This window comes from Halorubrum sp. FL23, from assembly GCF_052439115.2.
GTDB lineage: Archaea > Halobacteriota > Halobacteria > Halobacteriales > Haloferacaceae > Halorubrum > Halorubrum persicum.
Genome location: NZ_JBQVRO020000015.1, coordinates 16709 through 33692 on the forward strand (window position 1 = coordinate 16709; position 16984 = coordinate 33692).

A 16984-nucleotide genomic window follows, 5' to 3' on the forward strand; every position below is an offset into this window, starting at 1 on the left:
GCGGGGCGGCGAGGTTACAGCCCGAGCGCGTCGAGCAGGTCGAAGCCGACACCGGCGTAGCCGACGAGCTTGAACCCCAGATAGATCCCGACGATGGCCACCACCCCCGGCAGCTCGGGCGGGGCGGGAATGGGCACGCGGAGGAAGGCGAACAGCGCGCCGACGGTGAGGCCGACGATCAGGGCCGCGACCGTCAGCACGGGCGTGGAACTCATGTCGCCGATTCGGCGTCGTTGGTTCTTAAGGCCGACGTTCGCGGTCGGTGCGGTGAGACCGATGGGCAGTCGCGAACTCCCCGCCGACGCCGCGGATGGGCAGGGTTTTCAGACGGGCGCTCCTCCACGGGAACATGGCACGAGAGGTTTCCAACCCCGACAACCCGCAGGTGACGCTTCACACGAATCACGGCGACGTCGTCGTCGAGCTGTTCGAGGACCGCGCGCCGAAGACGGTCGAGAACTTCCTCGGGCTGGCGCGTCACGACCCCGCCGCCGACGCGGATCCCGCCCGCGAGACGAACACGTGGGAGGACCCCGAGAGCGGCGAGGTCCGCGGCGACTCGCTGTACGAGGGCAACGTCTTCCACCGCGTCATCGAGGACTTCATGATCCAGGGCGGCGACCCGCAGCAGAACGGTCGCGGCGGCCCCGGCTACCAGTTCGACGACGAGTTCCACGACGACCTGACTCACGACGGCCCGGGCATCCTCTCGATGGCGAACTCCGGCCCGAACACGAACGGCTCGCAGTTCTTCATCACGCTGGACGCGACGCCCCACCTCGACGGCAAGCACGCCGTCTTCGGGCAGGTCATCGACGGGATGGACGCGGTCGAGGAGATCGGCTCCGTCCCGACCGACCGCCGCGACGAGCCCCGCGACACGGTGGAGATCGAGCGGGTCACGGTCGACGAGTAGGACTCTGCTCGCGGAGCCGTGTATCGGTAGATCGGCCGGTCGACGTCACCAGCGGACGGACGGTTCGGCCCCGCGTCGCTCGGTACGGGCGGGTTATGCACGTCAGTCGGCGACCGGATTCGCGGCCGGGCGGCTTACCGAGCGAGGCGCTCCTCGCGGGACCGGTGGAATCCGTACGCCCCGACGATCACCGAGAGCCACATGAGAGCCGTGTACGGCCAGACGTAGCCGAACCCCTGTCCGTAGATTCGGATCGCTCCGAAGCAGGCGATCACGCCTAACAGAATCGCAAGCCGCTGGAGGGACTCACCGTGCATCGACTGGTCGGTTGGACGCACCAACGGATAGTGTTTATCCATACTCGTGCGCGGCGGAGCTGGCAAACCGCCTCGTCGCAACTCGCGCCAGTCAGCGAACGACTGCGTCGCGCGCTGTGGCTTCCGGGGCGCGCGAGCGACTCGACGAAGAGTCGCAGTTACACGACCCGATTCTCCAGCTCCTCCCCGTCGTCGAGTCGGCCGACGTTCCCGGCGAGGATGTCGGCGACGCGCTCGTAGTAGTGTGGAGTGTGACCGGCGTTGTGCGGGGTGATCGTCACGTTTCCGAGCCCCCACAGCGGGTGGTCCTCGGGGAGCGGCTCGGGGTCGGTCACGTCGAGCGCGGCCCCGCCGATGCGGTTGTTCCGGAGCTCCGAGACGAGCGCGTCCGTGTCGACGACCGGTCCGCGCGCGATGTTGACGAGGACCGCGTCAGCCCGCATCGACCGAAGCGCGTCGGCGTCGACGAGCCCGCGGGTCGCCTCCGTGAGCGGGCACGCGAGCACGACGTACTCGGCGTCCGCGATCGCGTCGTGGAACTCGTCGAACCCGTACACCTCGTCGGTCGGGCCGCCCTTCTCGGGCGAGTACCTGACGCCCGTCGTGTCGACGTCGAAGGGCTCCAGCCGGTCGGTGATCGCCGAGCCGATCGCGCCGAGCCCGACGACTGCGACGGTGGACCCGTACACCTCGGTCGTCTCGTAGCTCCGCCACTCCCGGCGGTCCTGCTGGCGATGCGCGCGCGTCCACTGGCGGGCGTGCGTGATCATCGACCCGAGCACGTGTTCGGCGATGTTCGGGCCGTGGACCCCCGAGGCGTTCGTCAGGGCGACGCCGTGGTCCGCGAGCGCCTCGCGCGGGAGGTGGCCGGTGCCGGCGAACACGCACGCGAACAGCTCCAGGTTCTCGGCGACGGCCAGCAGCTCCTCGTCGATGGTGAGCCCGACCGCGACCCGCGCGGTCTCCAGCAGCTCGCGCTCCTCCGCCGGCGTCCGCGCCAGCGCGACCGATCGGTCGGGGAGGCGTTCGCGGATCGCCGCGGCCAGCTCCGCGCCATCCGAGCCGTGGATCGTCTGTCGCAACACGAGGATGTCTGGGTCGCTCATGGCGGAGAGACTCGTCGCAACGAGTAAAAAGGGTGTTCGTCCGGCGACCGCTGCCGGCATCGGCGGGCCGCTGGCGTCTCGCCGCCGTTCCCCCCACCGCCTACTCCAGCGCCGCGTCGAACGCGGCCTGCAGGTCGGCCTTCATGTCGTCGGCGTGCTCGATCCCCACCGACACCCGGATGAGGCCGTCGGTGAGCCCGGCCGCGAGCCGCTCCTCGCGGGGGATCGCGGCGTGGGTCATCGCGGCGGGCTGCTCGATCAGGCTCTCGACGCCGCCGAGCGACTCCGCGAGGGTGAACACGTCGGTCTCGCTGACGACCGTCGACGCCTGGTCGAGGGTGCCGTCGAACTCGAAGGAGAGCATGCCCCCGAACGCGTCCATCTGCTCGGCCGCCAGCTCGTGGTCGGGATGGCTCTCCAGCCCGGGGTAGTAGACGCGGCTCACGTCGTCGTGGCTCTCCAGCCACTCGGCCAGCTCCATCGCGTTCTCGCAGTGGCGGTCCATCCGGACGGAGAGCGTCTTGGTCCCGCGAAGCACGAGGAAGGAGTCGAAGGGGCCGGGCGTCGCGCCGACCGAGTTCTGGTAGAAGCCGAGCCGCTCGTCGAGATCGGCGTCGTCCACGATCAGCGCGCCGCCGATGGTGTCGGAGTGACCGCCGAGGTACTTCGTCAGCGACTGGGAGACGATGTCGGCGCCGTGTTCGAGCGGGCGCTGGAGGTACGGGGTCGCGAACGTGTTGTCGACCGCACAGAGCGCGTCGTTCGCGTGGGCGATCTCGGCGAGGGCACCGATGTCGTTGACGTTCATCAGGGGGTTCGTCGGCGTCTCGACCCACACCAGCTCCGTCTCTTCGCGCATCGCGTCCCGGACCGCGTCGTGGTCGGTCGTGTCGACGAACGAGGTCTCGATGTCGTACTGTTCGTACACCTGCGTGAGGATCCGGTGGGTCCCGCCGTACACGTCGTCGCCGGCGACGACGTGGTCTCCGGATTCGAGGAGGTTCAAGACGGTGTTTATGGCGGCCATCCCGGAGGCGAAACAGCGCGCGTGGCTCCCCGACTCCAGCGAGGCGAGGTTGGCTTCGAGGTCGGTCCGGGTCGGGTTCCCGGTCCGGCTGTACTCGTAGCCGCGGTGCTCGCCCGGCCCGTCCTGCTGGTACGTGGAGTTCGCGTGGATCGGCGTCATCAGCGCGCCGGTCTCCGGGTCGGGCTCCTGCCCGGCGTGGATGGCGCGTGTCTCGAAGTGGCGGTCGTCGCCCTCGCGGGACTCATCGCCCTCGCCGGCGTCGGATCGGTCGCTCATACTCGGCGGTCGTCGCCGAGGGAGGTGATTCTTCCCCTTCAGAGCCGGAGCGTGCCAACAGCGGGCGCCGTCGCTAAACGGTGTGAGGCTGTGAAAAGTGCTCGGTCAGGGATTTGAACCCTGGTCGTCGGCTGTCTTCCAAACCGGCGCGCCGTCGCGCCGCGTCTGCCGAAAGGCCAACATGATTGGCCGGACTACACCAACCGAGCGCAATTTCGGGTAATGCCGCATCCGATTTAACTCTTCTCAAGTCGCGGCACCGTGGGAAGCGTCGGCAGGGTGGCGGCGCCATCGTTCGGTTCGCTGACCGTTCCGGGCGATCGACCCCACCGGTTGAAAGGTTAACGTGCAGGTTGATAGGGCGGCACGTGCTTCGTTTTCGTATGCCGAGAGTGACACGCGACGGCGTCGATATCCACTACGCCGTCGACGGGCCGCGCGACGGTCCGACGGTACTCCTGTTGGAGGGGCTGGGGTACGGTCGCTGGATGTGGCGGTGGTTGACCGAGGACCTCGCGGACGAGTACGAGGTGCTTCGGCCGGACAACCGCGGTACCGGCGACTCCGACGCGCCCGACGGCCCGTATGCGATCAGCGAGATGGCCGCCGACGCGCGGGCCGTCCTCGACGACCGCGACGTCGACCGCGTCCACGTCTGCGGGGCGTCGATGGGCGGGATGATCGCGCAGGAGCTCGCGCTCGCCGACGACCGAGTCGCCTCGCTGACGCTGCTGTGCACCTCGCCGGGGGGTGAAGAGGCCCCGGAGATGCCGGCCGAGGTACGGGAACACATCTTCTCCGCGCCCGACGACCTCGGCCCGCGCGAGCGAATCAGATACCTGATGGAGCCCGCCGTGAGCGACGGGTTCTACGAGCGCGAGCCCGACCTCGTCGACCGGATCGTCGACTGGCGGCTCGCCGGCGACGCGACGCCGAGCGGCCGAGAGGCGCAGGCCGCGGCGGTGACCGCGTTCGACGCGACCGACCGGCTCGACGAGATCTCCGTTCCGACGCTCGTGCTCCACGGCACCGACGACCGGGTGCTCCCCGTCGGGAACGCGGAGCTGCTCGCCGCGCAGCTCCCGCACGCGAGCGTCGAGCGGGTCGAGGGCGGTCCACACCTCTTCTTCATCGAGGAGCGGGACGCGATCGACAGTCGGATCCGGTCGTTCCTCGACGAGGTGGCCTGACATGGAGGCGAACGATCCGCGGGCGACCGGTGGCACCGACGACTCCAGACCGCACCCGCACGCCGACCGGGGGTACGACTGGGTGGGGTCGCTGTCGGCGCGGCGCGCCCGCCTCTCCCCGGACCGCGTCGCCGTCACGGACACCGTCGCCGGCGAAGAGTACACGTACGCCGACCTCGACGAGCGCGCCAACCGCACCGCTCGGTTCCTCCGCGACGCCGGCGTCGCGAAGGGCGACCGAGTCGCGGTGATCTCGCGGAATCGGGTGGAACTGGTGGACCTGTTCTTCGCGACCGGCAAGATCGGCGCGGTGCTCGCCCCGCTGTCGCACCGACTCGCCGAGCGCGAGCTGGCCGCGGTCCTCGGCGATGTCGACCCCGGGCTGCTCATGGTCGAGACGCCGTTCGAGGGCGACGTGGTCGACGCCTTGGAACGCGCCGACGCGGAACCCCCCGTTCGGGCGATTCCCACCGACGAAGACAACGCGTGGCGACCGTACACCGCCGATCTTCCCACCGACGGGTCGCCGGTCGAGACGGCGTCGGTGTCGCCCGCGGACCCCCATCTCTTCCTTCACACCGGCGGCTCGACGGGCGTTCCGAAGGAGACGGTGATAAGCCACGGGGCGATCCACTGGAACGGGTTCAACACGATCACGGCGTGGGGGCTCCGCGAGGACGACGTGACCCCGATGGTGTTCCCGATGTTCCACACCGGCGGCTGGAACGTGCTCACGGTCCCCTTCTTCCAGATGGGCGCGCGAATCCTCCTGAGCCCGGAGGTCGACCCCGGTCGCGTCCTCGCCAACGTGGAGCGGGAGGGGGCCACGACGCTCGTGGCAGTCCCCGCCGTGCTCCGGATGATGGCCCGGCACGACGACTGGGAGACGACGGACCTCTCGACGCTCCGATTCGTCAAGAGCGGTGGGGGGCCCTGCCGCGAGAGTGTGATCGAGGCGTGGCGCGATCGCGGCGTCGAGATCTCGCAGGGGTACGGGCTCACCGAGTGCGGTCCGAATAACTTCGCGATGCCCGACGGGTTCCCGGACGAGAAGACGCAGAGCGTGGGCGTCCCCGCGCTCGGGGTCGACGCTCGCGTCGTTGACGACGACGGGCGGGTGCCCGACGGGACGGTCGGGGAGCTGGAACTCGCCGGTCCCGCGGCCGCCGACGGCTACTGGAACAACCCGGAAGCGACCGCCGACACGTTCGGCGACTGGGTCTCGACCGGCGATCTGGCCCGGATCGACGACGACGGCTACTACCACATCGAGGGGCGCAAAAAGAACATGTTCGTCTCCGGCGGCGAGAACGTGTATCCGCCCCGCGTCGAGGACGCGCTCACGGACCACCCGGGGATCGAGGAAGCCGTGGTGGTCGGGGTCCCGAGCGAGGAGTGGGGGACCGTCGGGAAGGCGGTGCTCGTGGGCGACGAGTCGCTGACGCTCGACGACGTGGAGTCACACCTCGCCTCCCGCGTCGCACGGTTCGCGGTGCCGAAAGCGCTCGCGTTCGTCGACGAGATGCCCACCTCCGGGCCGTCGAAGATCGACCGAACGGCCATCGAAGAGCGGTTCGGAGAGTGAAACGTGTCTCTAAGGAACAACCGTTATATATGTGGGGGATAACGGCTGGCCATGATCGACGTCACGATGGATATGGAGCAGTTCGACTGCCCGTTCATCGATACGTCCGCCGACCACGATGTCGACTTCTCCGCGATGCACTGGCAGCTCGACACGGCTGCCGAGCAGTTGGAGACGCGGCTGCTCGTCGAGTCGTCGGACCGCTACGAGCTGGGCGAGGGGCTCGCGGCGCTCCGCGACCACGAGAACATGGCGGAGTACAAGCAGTTCTCGAAGCAGGATGGCACCGCGATCATCCGGACCGTCATCGAGGAGACGAACGCGATGTCGACGATCACCGACCACGGCGGGTACATCACCGGCCCGTTCCGCATCGCGGACGGCTCCGAGCAGTGGCAGGTGGGGTTCGACGACGAGGCGACGACGGAAGCGGCGCTCCACGACCTCGAGAAGGGCAACGAGTTCGTCGTCGAAGACCAGTCTGAGCTGTCGATGGAGTCGCTGTTCGACACGATGCGGAACGCGAACGCGGCGTCGACGATGCTTGACGCCTGCCGCGATCTCACCGACGTCGAGCGCGACACGATCGAGACCGCCGCCGAGGAGGGGTACTTCGAGTCGCCTCGCGACGCGACGCTGTCGACCCTCGCCGACGAGTTCGACGTGTCGACCGCGGCGGTCTCAAAGAACATGCGCCGCGGCGAGAAGAAACTGCTCCGCAGCGTCGTCGCCGCGCTCGATCGGATAAACTAATGACCGGATTCGGAACCGCACCGCTCAGCGCCCGAACGAGTCGGTTTGGGGTATTCCCGCGTCGCTTGTTAACATCTTAACTCGCCCCCTTTTGTCGGTGTGTTCACACCGTTATTGGTATGCGAGACGTGACCACACGGCGATCGTATCTGCGACGAACTGGTGCCGCGGTCGGGGGAGTCGGGCTGGCCGGCCTCGCCGGCTGCACGGGCAACGGCGGCGACGGGAGCGACGACGGCGGTGGGGGCGACGGGTCGGACGGGAGCGACGGGAACGACGGAGGCGGCGGGGGCGGTGTCTCCGAGGAGACGGTCCGGATCGGCGCGGTCCAGCCTACGTCGGGCGACCTCAAGTACTACGGTCAGATCAGTCTGATGGGGTTCTACTCCGGGCTGGCGTACAAACACGGCGTCGACCCGGTGGAGGAGCTCACGCCGGGCACGTACACGCTGGATCCGGACGACGGCCCGACCTACGAGATCATCGTAGAGGACACCGGATTCAGCCCCGACACGGCCCAGAGCGTCGCGACGGACCTCGTCGTCGACGAGGACGTCGACGTCCTCTTCGGCGGCACGTCCTCGGACAGCGCGCGACGCCTGATCGACACGGTCGTCGACGAGACTGACGTGCCGTACCTGATCGGCCCCGCGGCCGACGCGGGCATCACGGTGAGCGACGAGTTCTGTCACCCGCTGGCGTTCCGCGCGAGCGAGCACACCGCGATGGACGCGCGTGCGGGCGGCACGTACGTCGCCGAGAACTTCGACATCGACACGGTCGCGGTGTTCGCGTCCGACAACGCCTTCGGCCAGAGCGTCGCGGAGAACTACACCGCGGTCCTCGAGAGCCAGGGAGTCGGGGTGTTGGAGCCGCGGTTCGTCGAGGTCGGCTACTCTGAGTTCGACGGGCTCTTCGAGGAGGCCGTCTCGGACGGCGCCTCGGGGGTCGTCGGCGGGTTCACGGCGTCGACGCTGCCGCAGTTCCTCACCTCGGGGATCTCGTTCGACGTGCAGGTGTTCGGCGGGTTCGCGGCGCTGCTGACGACCCAGCTCATCGGCGGCACGATCGAGTCGGCGCTCGGCGAGGACTTCACCGAGCAGGACATCAAGGACGCCGGGCTCGGGCCGTTCACCAGTCGGTACCACTGGAACCAGTACGAGAACCCGATCAACGAGGAGTTCCGACAGATGCACGTCGACGCCTACGACATCGTCCCCGACCTGTTCAGCTCCGGGACGTTCACGGCGGCGTCGGCGCTCTCGCAGGCGGTCACGGAGTCCGGGTCGACCGACAGCGCCGACATCGCGGAGGCGCTGCGCGGGATGACCGTCGCCGACACGCCGAAGGGCGCCGACGGCTACACGTTCCAAGGCCACAACAACCAGGCCGCCTCCCAGATGACCGTCGCCTGGCCGGTTCCGACCAGCGACGAGTACGCCGACACGTGGGACGCGCCGATCATGCCCGGCGAACCCCTCGAACGGCTCGATCCCGAATCGGTCATGGTCCCCGAAGAGGACGCCGGCTGCTCGCTGTGATGCTGCTCGAAACCGACGGGCTGACGAAGCGGTTCGGCGGGATCACCGCGGTCGACGGCGTCGACTTCGCGCTGGAGTCCGGCGAGCTCTGCTCGCTGATCGGGCCGAACGGCGCCGGGAAAACGACGTTCTTCAACCTCCTGACCGGGGTGTTGGAGCCGTCGGACGGCGCGATCCGGTTCGCGCCGGGCGGGGATGAGGGCGGGTCGAACGGCGCCCGCGACATCACGGAGGCGCCCCCGCACGCGACGGCGCTCGCGGGGATCCACCGGTCGTACCAGATCACGAACCTCTTCCCGACGCTCACGGTGCTGGAGAACGTCCGGATCGCGGCACAGGCGGCTCGCGGCAGGGACGCCTGGAAGCTGTGGCGGAACGTGCGCTCGTTCGACGCCCACTACGAGGAGGCGTCCGCGATCCTGGAGCGGATCGGGCTCGCATCGGAGGCCGAGACCGTCGCGGAGAACCTCAGCCACGGCGAGAAGCGCAGCCTGGAGGTCGGCGTCGCGCTCGCCGGCGACCCCGACCTCCTCCTGTTGGACGAGCCGACGGCCGGCGTCTCCAGCGAGGGCGTCGACGACGTGGTCGCGCTGATCGAGGACGTGGCCGCCGATCACTCCGTGATGTTGATCGAGCACAACATGGAGGTCGTGATGGGGATCTCCGACCGGATCGCCGTGCTCCACCGCGGCGAGCTCATCGCCGACGGCCCGCCCGAGTCGGTCCGCGGCGACGAGGCGGTCCAAGAGGCGTACCTCGGTGGGTACGGTCGCGAGGGCAACGCGACCGACGGCGGCGACGGCGGCGACGGAGGCAGCGCCTCCCCGGCCGCGACCGACGGCGGCTTCCCGCCGGGCGCACCTCATCGCGGAGGTGGTCGGCGGTGAGCCTGCTTGAGCTCGACGATGTCCACACCTACTACGGCGAGAGCCACATCCTCCAGGGGCTCGACCTGTCGGTCGAAGACGGTGAGATCGTCGCGCTCGTCGGGCGCAACGGGGTCGGGAAGACGACGACGCTCCGGACCGCGCTCGGGCTGACGCCGCCGCGGCGAGGGACGGTGCGGTTCAAGGGCGAGGACGTGACCGGCACCGAGCCGCACACGATCGCCGACAGCGGGATGGGGTGGGTGCCGGAGGACCGCCGAGTGTTTGCACACCTCACGGTCGCCGAGAACCTGCGGGTCGCGGCGCACGCCGCGGTCGACCCCGACGCCCGGCTCGACGAGGCGTACGACCTGTTCCCGGCCTTAGAGCGGTTCGCCGACAAGGAGGCCGGCGACCTGAGCGGCGGCCAACAGCAGATGCTCGCGATCGCCCGCGGGATGTTGGGCGACAACGACCTCCTGCTCGTCGACGAACCCAGCGAGGGGCTCGCGCCGCAGATCGTCTCGGACGTGGTCGAGGCGCTGCGAGCCGCCTCCGCCGACACCACCATGGTGCTCGTCGAACAGAACTTCCGGCTCGCGATGGATCTGGCCGACCGGTTTTACCTCGTCGACCACGGCGTCGTCGTCGAGGAGGGCGACACCGCCGGCGTGACGAGCGACGACGAACGCATCCGGAGGTATCTCACCGCATGACTGGGGCGACATCGGTCGCGATCGGGGTGGCCGACCCCGCACCGTTGCTCGCGACGGGCGGCGCCCTCGACGGGGCTCGGACCGCCGTGCGCGTGCTGGTCGAGGGGCTCGGCAAGGCCGCGGTGTACTTCACCATCGCCGTGGGTCTCACCCTCGTGTTCGGCCTGATGGGCGTGCTCAACTTCGCGCACGGCGCGGTCACGATGGTCGGGGCGTACCTCGGCGGCCTCGTGCTCGTGTTGGTCGTCGGCTCCGGGACGGGGACGCTCGCGACGATCGGGCTCTTCTTCGTCGCGATGGCGATCGTGTTCGCGGTCGCGACCGCGGCCGGCAGCGCCATCGAGTTGAAGCTCATCCGGCCGATCTACGACCGGACGCCGACCTACCAGATCCTCCTCACGTTCGGCGTCTCGCTCATCATCGAGGAGGTCGTCCGGATCGTGTTGACGCTGCGGGGCATCCAACCGGACCCGCAGTGGCAGGCGCCGATGGGAACCATCCCGGACGTGCTGTTGGGCCGGACGGATCTCTTCGGGATCGCGGTTCGCCGGCTCTACCTCTTCGAGGTCCTGATCGGCGGCATCGTTCTCGTCGCCGTCTGGCTGTTCCTCACCCGGACGCTGTACGGGCTCTACATCCGGGCGGGCAGCGAGGACACGGAGATGGTTCAGGCGCTCGGGATCGACGTGCGGCGGGCCTTCACCGTCGTCTTCGGCGTCGGCACCGGCCTCGCCGCCGTCGGCGGGGTCCTGCTGATGTGGGATCCGATCTGGGGGCCGAGCGTCCTGTTGAGCATCGACGTGTTGCTGTACGCGTTCGTCGTCGTGATCATCGGGGGGCTCGGCAGCTTCCGGGGGACCGTCGTCGCCGCGGGGATCGTCGGGATCGCCGACTCCGTGACGACGTGGCTGTTCACCACCGGCATCGTCACCTTCTCGGGCCTCTCCGAGGTGACGATCTTCCTGCTCCTGGTCGGCATGCTGGTCGTCCGTCCGCAGGGTCTCTACGGCGTCGAGGAGGTGGGCGGCCATTAGCGATCCTGGTCCCTCCGACGACGGCGGGACGGACGCCGCCGCGCCCGACGAGACCGAGGGTGAACGGGGCGAGCGTCACAGCGCGGAGAGCGAAGGCGATCGCAGCGTGAGCCTCTCCGAGTACGCCCGCGACCACGCCGTTCACCTCGCGGTCGCGCTGGCGTTCCTGCTGTATCCGCCGGTGAACGGCGCGCTGTTAGCGTCGCCGCTGGCCGACGAGACGACGGCGTTCCTGCCGGGAATCACGTTCATGATCGTCGTGTTGTACCTCGGGCTGTTCGCGATGAGCTTCGACTTCATCAGCGGGTACACCGGGTACCTCTCGTTCGGTCACGCCGCCTTCTACGGCACCGGCGCCTACTTCGTCGCCCTCGCCGCCAACGGACAGATCCCGGGCGTCCCGGGAGGCACGCCGTTCATGATCACGCTCCTGCTCGGCGCGGTGCTCGCGGGCGGGGTGGCGTTGGTGATCGGCTCCGTCTCGTTCCGGCTCACCGGGGTCTACTTCGCGATGATCACGCTCGGGTTCGCGCAGGTGATCTACGAGCTGATCCGGTCGTGGGGGTACGTGTCCTCGAACCCGACAGAGGGGACGACGATCGGCGGCGACGGCCTCGCGATCGGCGTCCCGTACGTCGACGCCCTGAGCCTCAAGGTCGGCCGCCTCACCGGCGACAGCATCCAGAACCTGCTCGGGCTCGGGATCGACGTGTCGGCGACCGTCGTCTCCTACTACGCGCTCGGGGCGGTCGTCCTGGTCTCGTACTTCGCCATGCAGCGGATCCTCCACTCGCCGTTCGGGCGGGTGATGGTCGCGATCCGCGAAAACGAGGAGCGCGCCCGGGCGGTGGGCTACTCGACCTACTGGTTCAAGATGGCCGCGTTCGCCATCAGCGGGTTCTTCGGGGCGATCGCCGGCGGCATCTTCGCGGCGTACTCCCGGTCGGTGTCCCCGGACAACTCGTACTTCTTCCTCGTTACCGCCGACGCGCTGATCACCACGATCATCGGCGGGTTCGGCACGCTGGCCGGGCCGCTGTACGGCACGGCGTTCCACCAGTGGCTCGAGGACGTCCTCTCGACCGAAAGCGGCGGGCTCGCGACGTACCTCCGGGAAGGGCTGCCGGAGGCGGTCCTCGGCGCCGACCTGTTCGGCGTCAGCCTCGAGCTGTTCGTCAACACCGCTGTCGACGGGCGAGCGCCCCTCTACCTCGGGATCGTCTTCGTGCTGTTCGTGCTGTTCGTCCCCAACGGTATCCTCGGGACGGTCCGAGACCGGCTCGACGGCGCCGTCGGAAAGCGGCTTCCGGAGCGACTGCGGAGGTACCGACGATGACGGTCGGAATCACCGGACTCGACACGTACGTCCCCTCGGAACGGATCACCGGGGCGGAGATCGCGGAGATCAGCGGGATCCCGGAGACGGTCGTCGTCGAGAAGATGGGCGTCGCCGAGAAGCGGGTCTGCCCGCCCGACGGCGACCACGCGACGGACATGGCTGCCACGGCCGCTCGCGGGGCGCTCGCCGACGCTGGGGTGGCGCCCGACGCCGTCGATCTCGTCCTCTACCACGGCTCGGAGTTCAAAGACCACGTCGTGTGGTCGGCCGCGGCCGCGATCGCCGAGGAGATCGGCGCCGAGAACGCCTACGCTACCGAGAGCTACACGCTCTGTGCCGGCGCACCGATCGCGCTCCGGCAGGTGACAGCCCAGCTGCAGGTCGAAGAGACCGACACCGCCCTGCTCGTCTCCGCGAGCCGCGAGGAGGACCTCGTCGACTACGGGGACGAGGACGCGTCGTTCATGTTCAACTTCGGGAGCGGCGCGAGCGCGTTCGTGGTCGAGTCGGACCCCGGCGACCGCGCCCGGGCGACCGTCCACGCGAGCGCCGCCGAGACCGACGGCTCCTTCGCCGACGACGTGGTGATGCCCGCCGGCGGATCGAAGCGCCCGCCGAGCGAGGAGACCGTTCGCGAGGGGCTCCACACGCTCACCGTTCCCGACCCGGACGGAATGAAACAACGGCTGGCTCCGGTCTCGCTCCCGGCGTTCTGCTCGGTCGCGGATGCGGCGCTGGAGCGGTCCGGCTTCGAACGCGACGACCTCGACTTCGTCGCGCTCACCCACATGAAGCGGTCGTTCCACGAGCGCGTGCTTTCGGAGCTCGGGCTCGACCCGGAGCGCGACGGCTACTACCTCGACGAGTACGGCCACGTCCAGAGCGTCGATCAGGCGCTTGCCGTGGAGGAGGGCGCGGCGGCCGACCGGCTCACCCCCGGCGATCTCGTCTGCTTCCTCGCCGCCGGGACCGGATACACGTGGGCGGCGACGGTGCTCCGGTGGCACGGCTGACCTGAGTGGCGGCCGACACGTCGTTTCGTCTCCCGCTTGCCCGGCGTCACCTCACCGGTCGGCGCCGCTCTGCCTCGGTTATCCGTCGTCGTGCGGGAGCGACAGGACGATCGCCTCGCCGTCGAGGACGCGCTCCTCGCGCGCGTCGACGAACGCCTCCGTCCGCACGCGGAGCCGGTCGCTCTCCAGTTCCTCGATGACCTCGACCGCGGCCCTGACCGTCTCGCCCGGCCGAACCGGGTCCTCGAAGGTGAGGTCCTGCTGAAGGTAGACGATGTCTCCCGGCAGCGACGCGAGCGCCGCCGAGACGGCCGCGGCCGCGATCATTCCGTGAGCGACCCGGCCCCCGAACATCGTCTCCGCGGCGTACGACTCGTCGAGGTGGATCGGGTTCTCGTCGCCGGAGAGTGCCGCGAACGCGTCGATCGTCTCCGTCGTGACCTGTACGTCGTGGGACGCCGACTCGCCGACGGTCGCGATTGGCATGGGTACCGGATCGACCGGGGGCCGCCTCAACCCCGGGGTTCACCCTCGAACCTCGGCGGGGCGGCCGTGCCACCATATAACTATATACTGCTATATATCTTACTTATTTTTGGGCCGGTGAACACGTTGTGCGACGAGAGTCCTCCCGATAGTTTGTTTGTACAGTAGTATATCGGCACCTAGAGAAGTTCAAACGGCAATATATATTTCGGATAGGTTTAAGGGAGACGGAGTGTGACTGCTACGTATGGAGACGAGGAAGGTGCAAGTCACCGGCGGTTCGACGTACACGGTCTCGATTCCGAAGACGTGGGCGACGGACAACGGCGTCGAGGCGGGAACCGAGATCGAGTTCCACCCCGACGGTGACTCGCTGTTTCTCACCCCGCTTTCCGAAGAAGACCGCACCCGCGGGACCCTCGACATCTCGGACCTGTCGGGGCAGGCGCTCACCCGCGCGGTGACGACGATGTACGTCAGCGGGTTCGACGTGATCGAACTCGAAGGCCCCGAGATAACCACCGAGCAGCGGTCGACGGTTCGCGAGGCCGTCCAGGGGCTCGTCGGGCTGGAGGTGTTAGAGGAGACTCGCGATCGGGTGGTCGTACAGGATCTGCTCGACTCCTCCGAGCTGTCGATCCACAACGCCGTCACCCGGATGCGACTGATCTCGCTGTCGATGCTCGAAGACGCCATCGCGGCGCTCTCCGAGCGCGACCACGACCTCGCGCGCGACGTGATCGGGCGGGACGACGACCTCGACCGGCTCTGGCTCGTCGTCTCGCGGATCTTCCGGGCGACGCTCCGGACGCCGAAGGCGGCCGAGGAGCTCGGGCTCCCGCGCGAGGAGTGTTTCGACTACCACTCCAGCGCTCGCCAACTCGAACGGATCGGCGACCACGCGACGAAGATCGCCCATCTGACGCTGAGCATCGAAGAGCCGCTGCCCGACGACGTGATCGAGGCCGTCAACGAGCTCTACGGCGACGCGGTCGAGGTGATCGACACCGCGATGGACGCGCTGTTCGCGGACGAGAGCGAGGATGCGACGCGCCTCGCGAACGAGGCGCGCACCCGCGTCCGGGCGATCGACGAGCGGGTGCGGGCGATCGACGAGCTGCTCCGGGATCTGGACCCCGCCCGCGCGCAGCTGCTCGGGCTGGTGGTCGACTCGGTGCTCCGCTCGGCCGATTACGGCGGGAACGTCGCGGAGACGGCGCTTCAGAAGGCCGCGCCGACGCCGTGACTCTCGGCCTCGAAACGCGGCGGCCGGGCAAGCGGGTTTTTTGGGCGTCGCCGCCGGATCGATCAGCATGCCTGAGATCGAACTCGGCGTGCCGAAAGGGGTCGTCGAGTCGCTGCCCGACGAGGACGGTACCGCCGAGCAGGACATGCGACGCGCGATCGCCGGGATCCAGTCCCGACTGAACGACGAAATCGCGGACGCGGAGCCGGGTGAGGCGGCCGAAATCGTCGCCGACGCGGTCGAGCGCATGGAAGCGCAGGCGAGCACGTACCACGAGTTCGTGCCGGAGCTGCGCGCGTGGGGACAGTCGCCGATATACGCCATCGCGTGGCGGAACCTCTACGTGGAGCTCATCGGGCAGCTGTACGAGCACGAGTGGCTCGGCGACGATCTCGGTCGCGAGCGTAATTTCCGGCTCGTGGAGGACGGGATCCGCCTGTCCGATCTGTAGGCGACGCCGACCGAGCCGCGGTGTCGCCCGTTTTTAAGCCGCCGCGGCCCGATGGGTACCCATGGAACTCGAACTGCGGTTCTTCGCGACGTTCCGCGAGGCCGCTGGGGGGAAGACCGTCACCGCTGAGTTCGCGGACGGCTCGACCGTCGGCGACGTGCTGCGGGAGCTGGAGGCGGAGTACGAGGGGATGGACGGTCGACTGATCGTCGACGGCGACCTCGCCCCGCAGATCAACGTCCTGAAGAACGGCCGCGAGGTGCTCCACCTCGACGGGCTCGAAACCCCGCTCGGCGACGGCGACCGGCTCTCCGTGTTCCCGCCGGTCGCTGGCGGGTGCGAGGCATGAGCGACGCCGGCGGCCAGAGCGACGCCGAGAGCCGCCCGCCCGCAGAGGAGGGTTGGACGCGCGAGGAGGTCGCGTACCGCGGGATCTCGCGGCGGCTCGCGGCGCACTACCTCGTCAACCTCGGCGGCGAACTCGTGGGCACCGACGATCCCGCGGAGGCGACCCGCGTGGACGGCGACGGGTGGCGCGCCGCGCTCAGCGCGGAGACGGTGACGGCCGCCGGCGCCATCTCGCTCACGGAAGTGACCGCGTCGTTCGCGGGCGACCCCGACGCGCTCGCGGCGCTGCTCCCGAAATACCGGCAGAAGGCGATGCGAGCGGGTGGGTGATGAGCGACGGGAGTTCGCCGACTGACGGCGCTCGGGACGCCGACCCCGCCGACGGTGACTCCGGTTCGCCCGGCCCGTACCCGATCGAGGGGACGGCGCTCGTGAAGACGGCGGCGCTCGCGAGCGTCCCCGCCGAGCGCCTCCCCGAGCTACTCGCGCGGGTGCAGGCCCACCTCGGGCCGAACGTCGACGAATATCGGCGGCGGTACGAACGGATCGCGGCGGAGCCCGACCGCGAGACGTTCCTCGTCGAGCCCGACCACTGGGAGCGGGTCGCCGACCGGCTCGGGCTCACGGACCGGGAGCGCGACGCCGTCGCCCGCGCCCACGAGACAGCGGTCGAGCGCGCCGGCGACGACGACCGGCGGGCCGAGTTCGAGACCGCGCTGGAGATCCGATCCGGCGTCGTGATCGGCGTCTCCGAAGCCCGCGACGAAGCGTGAC

20 protein-coding genes and 1 tRNA gene are annotated in these 16984 nt (G+C 69.1%); 15 read left to right on the forward strand and 6 right to left on the reverse strand.

The window, feature by feature from the left end; genetic code table 11:
* Positions 1–14 precede the first annotated feature (14 nt).
* Entirely contained in the window at positions 15–215 is a 201-nt protein-coding gene (locus ACT4MF_RS15305; RefSeq protein WP_095637343.1) for a XapX domain-containing protein, read from the reverse strand.
* Between the two features lie 134 nt (positions 216–349).
* Here ACT4MF_RS15305 and ACT4MF_RS15310 point away from each other — a divergent pair, with 134 nt between their 5' ends.
* Positions 350–916 carry a peptidylprolyl isomerase gene (locus ACT4MF_RS15310; protein ID WP_444683280.1) on the forward strand — a complete coding sequence of 189 codons (567 nt, stop codon included), beginning with the start codon at positions 350–352 and terminating at the stop codon, positions 914–916.
* 134 nt (positions 917–1050) lie between these two features.
* Here ACT4MF_RS15310 and ACT4MF_RS15315 read toward each other — a convergent pair whose 3' ends face one another.
* From ACT4MF_RS15315 to ACT4MF_RS15330, 4 genes are all read right to left on the reverse strand, one after another.
* Entirely contained in the window at positions 1051–1233 is a 183-nt protein-coding gene (locus ACT4MF_RS15315; protein WP_099255255.1) for a hypothetical protein, read from the reverse strand.
* Positions 1234–1391: 158 nt separating this feature from the next.
* Entirely contained in the window at positions 1392–2339 is a 948-nt protein-coding gene (locus tag ACT4MF_RS15320) for a D-2-hydroxyacid dehydrogenase (RefSeq protein WP_099255256.1), read from the reverse strand.
* 100 nt (positions 2340–2439) lie between these two features.
* Positions 2440–3642 carry a cystathionine gamma-synthase gene (locus tag ACT4MF_RS15325; RefSeq protein ID WP_444683281.1) on the reverse strand — a complete coding sequence of 401 codons (1203 nt, stop codon included), beginning with the start codon at positions 3640–3642 and terminating at the stop codon, positions 2440–2442.
* Positions 3643–3740: 98 nt separating this feature from the next.
* A tRNA-Glu gene (locus ACT4MF_RS15330) sits at positions 3741–3851 on the reverse strand.
* 174 nt (positions 3852–4025) lie between these two features.
* On the opposite strand from ACT4MF_RS15330, the gene ACT4MF_RS15335 reads away from it, so the two are divergent.
* The 9 genes from ACT4MF_RS15335 (at position 4026) to ACT4MF_RS15375 (ending at position 13679) form a co-directional block, all read left to right on the forward strand.
* Complete coding sequence (locus tag ACT4MF_RS15335) at positions 4026–4832, forward strand: alpha/beta fold hydrolase (RefSeq protein WP_180271769.1); 807 nt, start codon at positions 4026–4028, stop codon at positions 4830–4832.
* A gap of 1 nt (position 4833) precedes the next feature.
* Positions 4834–6417: an AMP-binding protein gene (locus ACT4MF_RS15340; RefSeq protein ID WP_180271770.1), complete on the forward strand. Its 1584-nt coding sequence runs from the start codon at positions 4834–4836 to the stop codon at positions 6415–6417.
* A 51-nt stretch (positions 6418–6468) separates the two neighbouring features.
* A complete protein-coding gene (locus tag ACT4MF_RS15345) occupies positions 6469–7170 on the forward strand; it encodes a helix-turn-helix domain-containing protein (protein WP_099255258.1) in 702 nt (233 codons plus the stop codon).
* Positions 7171–7289: 119 nt separating this feature from the next.
* A complete protein-coding gene (locus ACT4MF_RS15350) occupies positions 7290–8711 on the forward strand; it encodes an ABC transporter substrate-binding protein (RefSeq protein ID WP_444683282.1) in 1422 nt (473 codons plus the stop codon).
* Positions 8711–9598 carry an ABC transporter ATP-binding protein gene (locus ACT4MF_RS15355; protein WP_444683302.1) on the forward strand — a complete coding sequence of 296 codons (888 nt, stop codon included), beginning with the start codon at positions 8711–8713 and terminating at the stop codon, positions 9596–9598. The genes ACT4MF_RS15350 and ACT4MF_RS15355 overlap by 1 nt, the downstream gene beginning before the upstream one ends.
* Entirely contained in the window at positions 9595–10293 is a 699-nt protein-coding gene (locus ACT4MF_RS15360; RefSeq protein WP_099254665.1) for an ABC transporter ATP-binding protein, read from the forward strand. The genes ACT4MF_RS15355 and ACT4MF_RS15360 overlap by 4 nt, the downstream gene beginning before the upstream one ends.
* On the forward strand, positions 10290–11327 hold the full coding sequence (locus ACT4MF_RS15365; RefSeq protein WP_099254666.1) for a branched-chain amino acid ABC transporter permease: 1038 nt from the start codon (positions 10290–10292) through the stop codon (positions 11325–11327). Before ACT4MF_RS15360 ends, ACT4MF_RS15365 begins: the two co-directional genes overlap by 4 nt.
* 106 nt (positions 11328–11433) lie before the next feature.
* The gene (locus ACT4MF_RS15370) at positions 11434–12663 is read left to right on the forward strand and encodes a branched-chain amino acid ABC transporter permease (RefSeq protein ID WP_245851532.1); all 1230 of its coding nucleotides are present in this window, start codon (positions 11434–11436) and stop codon (positions 12661–12663) included.
* Entirely contained in the window at positions 12660–13679 is a 1020-nt protein-coding gene (locus ACT4MF_RS15375; protein ID WP_444683283.1) for a 3-oxoacyl-ACP synthase, read from the forward strand. The genes ACT4MF_RS15370 and ACT4MF_RS15375 overlap by 4 nt, the downstream gene beginning before the upstream one ends.
* 78 nt (positions 13680–13757) lie before the next feature.
* Here the strand turns inward: ACT4MF_RS15375 and ACT4MF_RS15380 are convergent, their stop codons facing one another.
* Entirely contained in the window at positions 13758–14165 is a 408-nt protein-coding gene (locus ACT4MF_RS15380) for a MaoC/PaaZ C-terminal domain-containing protein (RefSeq protein ID WP_444683284.1), read from the reverse strand.
* 247 nt (positions 14166–14412) lie between these two features.
* Between ACT4MF_RS15380 and ACT4MF_RS15385 the strand changes: the two genes are divergently transcribed.
* From ACT4MF_RS15385 to ACT4MF_RS15405, 5 genes are all read left to right on the forward strand, one after another.
* On the forward strand, positions 14413–15411 hold the full coding sequence (locus ACT4MF_RS15385; RefSeq protein ID WP_099254670.1) for a phosphate signaling complex PhoU family protein: 999 nt from the start codon (positions 14413–14415) through the stop codon (positions 15409–15411).
* Between the two features lie 67 nt (positions 15412–15478).
* A complete protein-coding gene (locus tag ACT4MF_RS15390) occupies positions 15479–15862 on the forward strand; it encodes a DUF7971 family protein (protein WP_444683285.1) in 384 nt (127 codons plus the stop codon).
* Positions 15863–15923: 61 nt separating this feature from the next.
* Positions 15924–16211 carry a ubiquitin-like small modifier protein 1 gene (locus ACT4MF_RS15395; RefSeq protein ID WP_099254672.1) on the forward strand — a complete coding sequence of 96 codons (288 nt, stop codon included), beginning with the start codon at positions 15924–15926 and terminating at the stop codon, positions 16209–16211.
* Positions 16208–16540 (forward strand): MoaD-like domain-containing protein, encoded by a 333-nt coding sequence (locus tag ACT4MF_RS15400; RefSeq protein ID WP_099254673.1) that lies wholly within the window; start codon positions 16208–16210, stop codon positions 16538–16540. Before ACT4MF_RS15395 ends, ACT4MF_RS15400 begins: the two co-directional genes overlap by 4 nt.
* Complete coding sequence (locus tag ACT4MF_RS15405; RefSeq protein WP_444683286.1) at positions 16540–16983, forward strand: DUF8048 family protein; 444 nt, start codon at positions 16540–16542, stop codon at positions 16981–16983. The genes ACT4MF_RS15400 and ACT4MF_RS15405 overlap by 1 nt, the downstream gene beginning before the upstream one ends.
* The last annotated feature ends 1 nt before the right edge of the window (position 16984 follow it).